Origin of the sequence: Bradyrhizobium sp. STM 3809 (assembly GCF_000239795.1) — a bacterium.
In the GTDB taxonomy this organism is placed as follows: domain Bacteria; phylum Pseudomonadota; class Alphaproteobacteria; order Rhizobiales; family Xanthobacteraceae; genus Bradyrhizobium.
On the sequence record NZ_CAFJ01000320.1, the window covers coordinates 1 to 9,101 of the forward strand.

A 9,101-nucleotide genomic window follows, 5' to 3' on the forward strand; every position below is an offset into this window, starting at 1 on the left:
GTGTCAGGCGACAGCGGCTTTCTCCGATCGTCCCGTTCGACTCAACATGTGATCGCGGTGTCGTATGTGGTCGAACCTCGTGCGTCTCGTCAGCACACTGTCCGCAAGCCTCATCTTGCTGGCTCTCGTCGCTCCGCAGCACCTGGCCGCGGAGCCGGCTAGGCTGGACCCCGAGGCCTATCATCGCGCCGTCGACTATTGCCGCGGCGACGTGCCGCAACCGACGGCGATCAGCCCCGACCGGACGATCGTCTGCTTCAGCGCTCAGACCGAGCTCGATGTCGACGTCTCCAAGGTGAGTCAGCTCGCTCAGGACGGCCTGTTCGTCTTGCGCGGCTATGGCGGCAAGCGCGACACCGCGATGAGCGTCTCCGATCTGCTGCGCAGCCGCAACGCGACCGTAGTGGTGTTCGACACCTGCATCTACCAGTGTGCGGACTACTATTTCGTGGCCTCTGCGAGGACCTACGTCGTAAAGGGGACGATCGTGGTATGGCAGCACGCATTGTCGGATTGCCAGGTGACGTTCCGCGAACCGCATGAGTCCAGCATCCCGAAACTGTGGCGCGCGGAATGTCCTGACGGCGACCGATGGCGCCTTGTCTTTGCGAGCGATGCTTCGGGGCTCAAGCGCTTCTATGCGGACAGGGTCGTCGACCGAGATCATTTCCGGCCGCTGCCCGACAGTGAGTATGTCCGGAAACGCCTGAAAAGGCTCTATGACCAGACGGGCCAGTTTCCTGGCATCGGATGGATGCTGAGTCCGACCTCGCTCAAGCGCCTGTTCAAGGCCGAGATCATCTACGAGGCCTATCCCGAGTCGCAGGAGGAAGCGACCGCGTTGGCCAGGCGTTTCGGCGCGCGCGATGTCATCTATGATCCATGACCATCAGGCTCTTTGAGCTCCGATCAACACCACAGTTTTCGAGACTGGCCATTTGAGGGTGATCAATGAGAAACAAGGCTTCGTTGCATCCGGTTCCGATCGTTCCCGATCCGAACTTTGCCGGCAACCTTCGAGGGTACCGCGAGGACTGGACTGTGCCGACCGTCGAGGACCTGGCTCGGAACCGGCGGCCCCTGTATCTCCCCGGCGACGACCCGGCACGTCGCAATCCTCAGAATTCGCCGTGGTTGCCGAACTATCGGAATGAGCTAGAGCCCGCGCCAGATCCGCAGTCATCGCTGCGGGAATGGATGTCGGATCGACAGCCCCGGGCGGCTTCATCAGCGACCCTGAAAGCCCTGATGGCGCTTTCCGCGCTGGGCTATGCGTCCGTGGGCAACGGCGCGTCGGGACGGGAGCCAGTTGTGCCCGCCTCGCGTCCCACCAGCCCCGCCGTCCTGTTCGGCCTCGGCGTGTCGCCGCAGGCGCCGGGGTTGGGCGACCAGACGGGAAGCGGTGGTCTGCTCGACCTCCTGAGCAGCCTCATGTCCGCGACGCGTACCGACCCGCCAAGGTGAGGCGGGACATGCCGTTTGGTGGGTCGATCTGCCCGCGGCATGCCGAGAGAAAGGTAAGACATCGTGAGCCCCATGATACGACATTGGCCGACCGTCTTCGTCGTCGACCTCGTGCTCAAATTTGGTCTGATCTATCTCGGCGCCATCCTGGCTTCGCTCGGAACGGTCATCCTGGGCGGCATCGAAGCTGTGATCTATTTCGCGCTCTTTGCGGCGGCTCTGGCGACGTTGAATGTCATGTTTCTGATGGTCGGAGCGAGAGTCGTCGCCTCGCTGCGCTGCGCCTGGATCGGGAGCCATCCAGGGCCACGATCGGCGCTCGTGTTCGTCAGCGGCATCGGCATGTTTGCGGGAGCTGTTGCAATGCTGTTCTCGTTCGGCCTCGGTGTTACAGCCGGGGCTGCGATCGCGGCTCTTTTCGCGACGACGAACATCATCTCGATCGCGATCGCGCTGCTCTTCAGTTGCACGTTCGGGCTCGTGGCTCGCGCGCTTGGACGATGATCGAAGCTCGAGCCCGCGTGCTCCCGCATTCCGATCCAAAACGCAATCATCATGCATTGACACGTCGGGCAAATCAGCCTCATAAACACAGTATCGCAAGACTTGCATGAACCCGCGCCGGAGACATTCGGTCGCGGGTTTTTTTAGTAGGCCGTGACCTCGATTGGCTCACGGCTCCAATCCCGTGCTGTTTCACCGCTCGCGTCGACTCTGGTGAGACCACGACAGCCGGATCAGCCGACCCCGCCTGCGGCGGGCGCCACGGCATCGACATCTCGCATGAGCCGAACCGGGAGACATCTCTCGCGCCATCGCGCCGGTGAGATTTGAATCGAATTCGTTCCACATCCGCATCGTGACAAACCGGCGCGACGCCCGTTCGTCACCCCCTGATGTCGCGACCGCGACGGATGCGCTGCACAGACCGCGACCACGGCCGACGTGTTTCTCCCGGCCAACACCGTCGAATACGTCACGGTCACGCCCGGCCAGAATATCGCAGTCATCAAGGCCGCCAGCAACGGCCTGGTCACGGCCACCGCCGGCACGCTCTGGATCACGGAGCTGTCGTGATGGGAGTGAGCATTCGTCCGCATCTCGACCGCGACGGCCGGCGCCTGGTGATCGAGCAGGTGCAGGATGTCGCGCCCATCCTGGATTGGAACAGCGAGGCGCGGCGCGAGGAGCAGCACAGCGATTGGGGGCGACACGTCGCCCGCATCCCGAACGTCATCTACGTCAAATGGCTGAACGAGGAATATGCCAGGGGCAATACCCGGCTTCGCCCGTTCACGCCGGAGTTCGACGAGATCGTTCAGAAGAAGCTGGGTGATCCGGACTGGGCCTATCTGCGCACCGACAGGGCGGCGCCACAGACAGGATGGAGAGGTGTGCCGCCATGCCGCTGATCTCGAACTATGCAGCGCTGCAAGCCGCAGTGTCCGAATATCTGGCGCGCGACCAGGACGTCACGCTGCTGGCGCGGATTCCGAGCTTCATTCAGCTCGCCGAGGCGAAGTTCAACCGGCAGCTGTTCGTTCGCCAGATGGAGCAAAGGGCGATCGCGGTCGTCGATCTCGGTGCGTCCGAGCCGGAGTTCATCGCGCTGCCGTCGGACTTCCAGTCGATGCGGCGGATCCGCCTGACCAGCGTCCGCGGCCAGCCGCCGCTGGAGTTCAGATCGGGTGTCCAGCTCGACGAATACCGCTTTCGTGTCTCCGACATCGCGGGCCAGCCGCGCTACTTCTCGGTGTTCGGCGATCAGATCGAACTCGCGCCCCGTCCGGATGCCGCCTACACGATCGAGATGGTCTACCGGCGAACGATTCCACCGCTGGCGTCGAACGACACCAACTGGCTGCTCGCGCTGGCACCGGATCTCTATCTGTACGGCGCGCTGCTGGAATCGGCGCCCTACCTCAAGGAGGATGGGCGCATCCAGACATGGGCCCTCGGTTTCACCAGTGCGCTCGCCGAGCTCAACCTGCTCGGGCTGACATCGACCTATTCGGACCGTGACGATGCGGCTGTCCGGCCAGGCGGTCTGAGACGTCGTACGAGAAGAGGATCACATGGCCGCATTCAACAAGTTCAACTGCTTCGTCCAGGACGTCGCGCATGCTCTGCACGACATGCTGACCGGAACATCGCATGTCTACCGGATCTATCTCACCAACACGGCGCCGGTCGCGACCAATACCGTCTACAACACGCCCGCCGACCTGACGACCGCCAACGGCTACACCGCCGGCGGCGTTTCGATCGGAACCGTCACTGGCGGGCAGACCGCAGACACCTTCCGCTTCATCGGCGGCAGCGACCCGTCCTGGACCGCGGCGGGCGGATCGATCGGACCATTCCAATATGCGGTGCTCTACAACGCGACCTCGGCGACCAAGCCGCTGATCGGGTGGTGGGACTACGGCACGTCTGTCACCCTGACCAATGGCAACACGTTCACGGTCGATCTCGACCAGGTCAACGGCATTTTGACGATCACCTGACGTGGCAGGTCTTACATGGCAGCATTTCTCGACATCTGCAGATTCCTGCCGACGGCCGGCGGCACGACGGACTGGACCTATGCCGCGGTCGTCCAGGGCTATCAGAGCCCTGCAGCAGCCGGCGCGGTCAATGGCCGGCTCTACAAGTACAGAGCCGAGAGCGCGGATCTCACGCAATGGGAGATAGGCGAGGGCGTCTACACCTCATCGACCGCCACGCTGAGCCGATCGACAATCCTGTTCACCTCGGCGGGAACCACGGCGAAGATCAATTTCACCGCAGCGCCGCAGGTTGCGATCGTTGCACTGAAGGAGGATCTGATCTCCATCGAGGAAGCCAACGGCTTCTCGCCAACACAGCAGGCGCAAGGACGCGCCAACCTGAATGCGGCATCCGTTGCGCGCACCCGGACGGTTATCACATCCGGATCGGGGACTTACACCACGCCGGCGGGCAGCAAGACCCTTCTCGTTCGCATGGTCGGTGGAGGCGGTGGTGGGGCAGGCAGCGCCAACAGCACGGGCAATGGCGGCGGAGGCGGTGCGGGCGGCAACACGACCTTTGGATCGACCTTCCTTGTCGCGAATGGCGGCAGCGGTGGCTCGGGTTCGGGTGGTCCGACCTCGAATGGCGGCGGCGCGAGCGGAGGCGATCTCAATCAGTCCGGCGGCTATGGCGCGGCCAGCATCGGCGCCGGGTCGGGTCCGCAGAGCGCCGTGGTTGGTGGCGCGGGGGCCGGCTCGGCGTTCGGAGCTGGAGGACCGGGTGGCTGGCCCAATGCCGGTGGCGTGAGCGCGCCGTCGTTTGGCAGCGGCGGTGGTGGCGCCGGCGGCCCCGCCTCAACGACAGGATATAGCGGTGGGGGCGGCGCGTCGGGCGGCTATTGCGAGAAGCTGATCGCTTCTCCGGCGGCGACCTACGCGTTCGCCGTCGGCGCTGGCGGAGCGGCCGGCGCAGCCGGCACCGGCGGCACGTCTGGCAGTACCGGGGGATCCGGAATCATCATCATCGACGAGTTCTATTGATGTCATTGCTCGGGTTCGATGCCATCGGTCGGCTGGCCGTGGCGCAGCTCTCACGCGGCGCGGCGACCACCACGATCTTTGTCGCAGCGCCGTCAGCATTCACGGTTGCGGGGTGGCCCGTCAGACTCCAGATCGTGGTCGTCACGAACATTGCGTCACTCGGCTGTGCCGGTGCTGCAATCGGCGCACGACTTTCTCTTTTCGGCTCGCCGAGCGGCTCGGTGACCTCGGGTGTCGGCGCCTTGTCGTCCCTGGCTATCGCTGCGGCGCGGGGCGACTTCACTGCGTCGGTGAACTCCGCCGCCGCCACCGGACGGATGCTGGCGGCTAGCAGAGTCCATGCGCTCAGCGGGCAGCCTGCGGCCTTCACGGGGTCAATGGCCGTTGAGAGCGCGGCCTACCAGGTCAACACATACGACGTCGACTATGGACGCCGCTTCGAGGACTGGTATCCGCTGCAGGGAATCGTGAGCGGCTGGAGCGCGAGCGCAGATCCCGCGCCATCTTGGGGCATGACGCCGACGAGCTCCAAATCCTGGCAGGATTCGTCGGTGCCCGTGGTCTCTTGGGCGCGGATCTCTCCGCCCGCCGCCCGCTGGCGGAGCAGCTGAGCAGCGCGCCGCTATCATCATCGGTGCGCACCTCGCCCGGACGACGAAGCCGCACCACGCGGACGTAGGCGGGCCTCAACAATGACAACGATTTCAGGATCGCGGCCGATGAGCGCCGGCGAATGTCCTGGACTGGATGTGACATGCCCCTTCTTGCCTTTGGCGAATACAAGCCCGATGTAAGCGACTACGAAGGCCAGGCCACCCGCAACATTCAGAATGTCGTGCCCCGAGGTGACGGCTACGGTCCGTTTCCGTCCTTCTCGCCCTTTACCTCGGCTCTGCCCGACCCGTGCCGTGGCGCATTCTATGCGCTGAAAGCGGACGGCACGGTCGTGACCTTCGCCGGGACCACGACGAAGCTCTATCGTCTGAACAATACCGATTTCACCTGGCTCGACGTCTCGAAAGGCGGGGTGAGCTACTCGCAATTGTCGTCCGCGGCACAATGGCAGTTTGCGCAGACCGGCAATCTCGTGTTCGCCACCCAGGCCAACGCGCTGTTGCAGGTGTTCGACCTGTCGTCCTCGAGCGCGTTCGACAATGCCTTGGGAGGGCCGCCGCAGGCCGCCTATATCAGTGTCGTCGGACGCTTCCTGGTGTTGTCGGGCCTGCTGTCCACGCCTTACCGCATTCAATGGTCGGGCCTGAACAATTTCAATTCGGCGACGTCGTGGGACGGTCTGACGGCGGGCTCCGATCATCAGGATTTTCCAGACGGAGGCATCGTGCGCGGCGTTGCCGGCGGCGAAGCCGGGATCATCTTCCAGGATCAGGCGATCCGGCGCATGTCGTATGTTCCGGGATCGCCGATCATCTTCCAGATTGATCGGATCACGCAGGACAAGGGCCTGTATGCGCCATATTCGATCATCCGCGCCGGCGAGCGGATCTTTTTCTATGCAGGCCAGGGCTTTCACAAGATCGAACCGGGTGGAGTTCCGCAGCCGATCGGTCGCGAGAAGGTCGACCGGACGTTCCTGGCCGACCTCGACAAGGGCAATCTGCAGCTCGTCATCGGAGCGGCCGACCCGCGGTCGACGCGGGTGTTCTGGTCCTACAAATCCGTCTCCGGCGCGACGGGCACCTACGACAGACTGCTCGGCTATGACTTCCTGCTCGACCGCTTCTTCTCGATCGCGGCCAGCGGCGAATATCTGCTCGGCATGTCGCAGACGGGGCTGACGCTCGAGAACCTCGACAGCATCTCGCCGTCGATCGACGCGATGACCCTGAGCCTCGACGCCTATGCGACCGCCGTGCAGCCCGAGATCGCGCAGTTTTCGGCCGGGCATGTGCTGGGATTCTTCCGCGGCAGCAGCCTCGAGGCGACGATCGAAAGCGCGGAGCAGGGCACCGACGACAACCGCATCATGATCCGCGGCTTCCGGCCGATCACCGATGCCTCGAGCCTGTTCGGATCAGTATCCTCGCGCGACGCACCGTCGATGCCGGTCGTCATGGGAAGCGAGGTGGCGGTGAACGGGCGCACCGGGCGGTGCGACGTCCGCAAGGACACCCGCTATGCCCGCTTCAAGGTTCGGATTCCGGCCGCGACGTCCTGGACTTTCTGCGCCGGCGTGGTGCCGGATCTCACCCCGGGGGGCACGCTATGACCGCTTATGTTCCGGGCATCACCGAGACCGATCTCAAGAAGATCATCCTCGCGCTGCAGCAACTCGCTGCCGGCCGCTCCAACGCCGTCGGCAGTGTGACGCTGGCGCCGGGCGTGTCGACCACGACCGTGGCCGACAAGAACTGCTCGGCCGGCTCGACGCCGATCCTGACCGCGACCACACCAAGCGCCGCGGCCGAGCTCGGCAACGGCACGATCTATGTGAGCGCGGTCGGCAACGGCGCGTTCACGCTCACGCACGCCGCCAGCACTGCATCAGCGCGGACGTTCCTCTATGCGCTGCTCGGCTGAACTCGCCTGCGTCGATCCGCGCCAGGTCGGGTTGATATGGCCGCAGGTCGCGCCGCGCCTGCGGCGGGCGATCCGCCGCACCGGCCTGTCCGCGTTCGCAGATGTCGAGCGGGACGTGCTTGCCGGACAGGCGCTGCTCTGGCTTGCGCTGAATGGCGCCTCCGGTGCCGCCACGATCGATGCCGTCGCGGCGACCAGGCTGGAGCTGACCGAGACAGGGATGGTGTGCGTCATTACGGCCTGCGAAGGCCAGACCATGGCACGTTGGCTGCCGCTCGTCTCGGGAATCGAAGCCTACGCCAAGGCAGAGGGCTGCCGCGGCATGCGCGTCTACGGCCGCAGAGGCTGGCTTCGCGCGCTCGATGGCTATCGGCAGACGCACGTGATCATCCAGAAGGAGTTGAGGTGACGATCAGCTCCGATGATCTCGCCGGCGTTCTTACGTTGAAGAGGCAAGGCGAACTGATCACCGGATCAATGAGCTCCCAGCCCATCGGTGGCACGCGCAAGGGCGAACGTTGCACTTGACAGAAATGTTCTTGATATGTTCTCATATGGCGGTTGCCGTGTTATTATCCGCAATCGTGCAGTTACCGGGCCAAATGCATGTTCTATCGGATCAGTGCAGATCGTACCCAAACAGCACGAGCCTTGGCGGGCTTTCCGCGGTGGGGAGCAAAAGTCGCTCTCGTGATGCTGGCATTCACGATGAGGATGAACGCTCTTCGTGCCGAGGAGGTTGACTTCGGCGCTTACCACGCGGCTGCAGACTACTGCGGTGGCGAAGTCGCGCGTCCGCTGGCACTTTCGCCGGACCGACGGATTCTCTGCTTCGACGGCCTTGTTCGTCCCGATCAGAATCTGTCGCTCGTCAACGAGCTGCAAGCTGGCGGAATGTTCGTTGTTCGCAGTCATGGCGGTGACGACGTTGCTATGATGATGTTTGCCGATCGCTTACGTGATCGCGATGCGACCGTCGTCGTTCGGAGCTACTGCTTGCTTGGGTGTGCCAGTTACTTCGTGTTTGCCTCCGGGAGGACGATCATACTGAATGATGGGCTGGTTGCGTGGCGGCCTCTCGCCGTAGACGGATTGTGCGTAGATTTTGTGGACGCACGCGATAAAGGTTTGCCGCGCCTTGACGTCGGCTTCTGTGTCACTGGCGAACATAATTTTTTTTCGACGCCTACTCCAATCTATGAAATGAAACAGAAGTTCCTGAGCACACGGCGCGTCAATCGTGAATTTGAAGAGCCGCCGGAAAGCACATTTGTCAGGAGAGCTCTGAGCCGTTTTGACTGGCCAAGACAGAGCGAACTAGCGTCTGTGATGTGGACATGGCATCCCCGCTTTCACAAAAGCTCGGTCAAGACGACTATCGTGTATGAACACTATCCTGAGAGCCAGCAGGAAGTTGAGGCTCTTGCCGAGCGATTGCAACTCGATGCTCGGGTTATCTACGATCCATAGCGCTCTTTTCGACCTGTGATTTGAGCTGTTGGTAGCCGACAGAACTGCGATTGTTGACGGCGCGCTGATGTGGCGCGCCGTTTTTTAGGTAACCCG

The 9,101-nt window shown here is 63.3% G+C and carries 12 protein-coding genes and 1 pseudogene; all 13 read left to right on the forward strand.

Annotation, left to right across the window (positions count from 1 at the left end; genetic code table 11):
• Positions 1-115: 115 nt before the first annotated feature.
• The 13 genes and pseudogenes from BRAS3809_RS17855 to BRAS3809_RS17910 all read left to right on the forward strand — a co-directional run bounded on the left by BRAS3809_RS17855 (position 116) and on the right by BRAS3809_RS17910 (position 9,005).
• Positions 116-886, forward strand: coding sequence for a hypothetical protein (locus BRAS3809_RS17855; RefSeq protein WP_201767121.1), 771 nt, complete (start codon positions 116-118; stop codon positions 884-886).
• Positions 887-951: 65 nt separating this feature from the next.
• Positions 952-1,464, forward strand: a complete 513-nt coding sequence (locus tag BRAS3809_RS35905; protein ID WP_008963491.1) for a hypothetical protein — start codon at positions 952-954, stop codon at positions 1,462-1,464.
• Between the two features lie 72 nt (positions 1,465-1,536).
• The gene (locus BRAS3809_RS17865; RefSeq protein WP_008963492.1) at positions 1,537-1,968 is read left to right on the forward strand and encodes a hypothetical protein; all 432 of its coding nucleotides are present in this window, start codon (positions 1,537-1,539) and stop codon (positions 1,966-1,968) included.
• A gap of 441 nt (positions 1,969-2,409) precedes the next feature.
• Positions 2,410-2,541, forward strand: a complete 132-nt coding sequence (locus BRAS3809_RS37625; RefSeq protein ID WP_008963493.1) for a hypothetical protein — start codon at positions 2,410-2,412, stop codon at positions 2,539-2,541.
• The gene (locus BRAS3809_RS17870) at positions 2,541-2,876 is read left to right on the forward strand and encodes a hypothetical protein (protein ID WP_008963494.1); all 336 of its coding nucleotides are present in this window, start codon (positions 2,541-2,543) and stop codon (positions 2,874-2,876) included. Before BRAS3809_RS37625 ends, BRAS3809_RS17870 begins: the two co-directional genes overlap by 1 nt.
• Positions 2,867-3,409: pseudogene (locus tag BRAS3809_RS37765) on the forward strand (phage adaptor protein); the annotation flags it as partial. The gene BRAS3809_RS17870 and the pseudogene BRAS3809_RS37765, both read left to right, overlap by 10 nt.
• A 130-nt stretch (positions 3,410-3,539) precedes the next feature.
• A complete protein-coding gene (locus BRAS3809_RS17880) occupies positions 3,540-3,971 on the forward strand; it encodes a hypothetical protein (RefSeq protein ID WP_008963495.1) in 432 nt (143 codons plus the stop codon).
• Between the two features lie 15 nt (positions 3,972-3,986).
• Positions 3,987-4,997, forward strand: coding sequence for a hypothetical protein (locus BRAS3809_RS35540; protein WP_008963496.1), 1,011 nt, complete (start codon positions 3,987-3,989; stop codon positions 4,995-4,997).
• Positions 4,997-5,608 (forward strand): hypothetical protein, encoded by a 612-nt coding sequence (locus tag BRAS3809_RS17890; RefSeq protein WP_035656652.1) that lies wholly within the window; start codon positions 4,997-4,999, stop codon positions 5,606-5,608. The genes BRAS3809_RS35540 and BRAS3809_RS17890 overlap by 1 nt, the downstream gene beginning before the upstream one ends.
• A 143-nt stretch (positions 5,609-5,751) precedes the next feature.
• Positions 5,752-7,224, forward strand: coding sequence for a hypothetical protein (locus BRAS3809_RS17895; RefSeq protein WP_008963499.1), 1,473 nt, complete (start codon positions 5,752-5,754; stop codon positions 7,222-7,224).
• Complete coding sequence (locus BRAS3809_RS17900; RefSeq protein WP_008963500.1) at positions 7,221-7,535, forward strand: hypothetical protein; 315 nt, start codon at positions 7,221-7,223, stop codon at positions 7,533-7,535. Before BRAS3809_RS17895 ends, BRAS3809_RS17900 begins: the two co-directional genes overlap by 4 nt.
• Positions 7,519-7,944 carry a hypothetical protein gene (locus BRAS3809_RS17905; RefSeq protein ID WP_008963501.1) on the forward strand — a complete coding sequence of 142 codons (426 nt, stop codon included), beginning with the start codon at positions 7,519-7,521 and terminating at the stop codon, positions 7,942-7,944. Before BRAS3809_RS17900 ends, BRAS3809_RS17905 begins: the two co-directional genes overlap by 17 nt.
• A gap of 197 nt (positions 7,945-8,141) precedes the next feature.
• Positions 8,142-9,005: a hypothetical protein gene (locus BRAS3809_RS17910; RefSeq protein WP_139017373.1), complete on the forward strand. Its 864-nt coding sequence runs from the start codon at positions 8,142-8,144 to the stop codon at positions 9,003-9,005.
• The last annotated feature ends 96 nt before the right edge of the window (positions 9,006-9,101 follow it).

Bases quoted from the DNA above. Each gene is read 5' to 3' on its own strand.
- BRAS3809_RS35905 (WP_008963491.1), top strand. From the start codon at position 952: ATGAGAAACAAGGCTTCGTTGCATCCGGTTCCGATCGTTCCCGATCCG.
- BRAS3809_RS17900 (WP_008963500.1), top strand. From the start codon at position 7,221: ATGACCGCTTATGTTCCGGGCATCACCGAGACCGATCTCAAGAAGATC.
- BRAS3809_RS17895 (WP_008963499.1), top strand. From the start codon at position 5,752: ATGCCCCTTCTTGCCTTTGGCGAATACAAGCCCGATGTAAGCGACTAC.
- BRAS3809_RS17865 (WP_008963492.1), top strand. From the start codon at position 1,537: ATGATACGACATTGGCCGACCGTCTTCGTCGTCGACCTCGTGCTCAAA.
- BRAS3809_RS17905 (WP_008963501.1), top strand. From the start codon at position 7,519: ATGCGCTGCTCGGCTGAACTCGCCTGCGTCGATCCGCGCCAGGTCGGG.
- BRAS3809_RS35540 (WP_008963496.1), top strand. From the start codon at position 3,987: ATGGCAGCATTTCTCGACATCTGCAGATTCCTGCCGACGGCCGGCGGC.
- BRAS3809_RS17880 (WP_008963495.1), top strand. From the start codon at position 3,540: ATGGCCGCATTCAACAAGTTCAACTGCTTCGTCCAGGACGTCGCGCAT.
- BRAS3809_RS17870 (WP_008963494.1), top strand. From the start codon at position 2,541: ATGGGAGTGAGCATTCGTCCGCATCTCGACCGCGACGGCCGGCGCCTG.
- BRAS3809_RS17910 (WP_139017373.1), top strand. From the start codon at position 8,142: ATGTTCTATCGGATCAGTGCAGATCGTACCCAAACAGCACGAGCCTTG.
- BRAS3809_RS17890 (WP_035656652.1), top strand. From the start codon at position 4,997: ATGTCATTGCTCGGGTTCGATGCCATCGGTCGGCTGGCCGTGGCGCAG.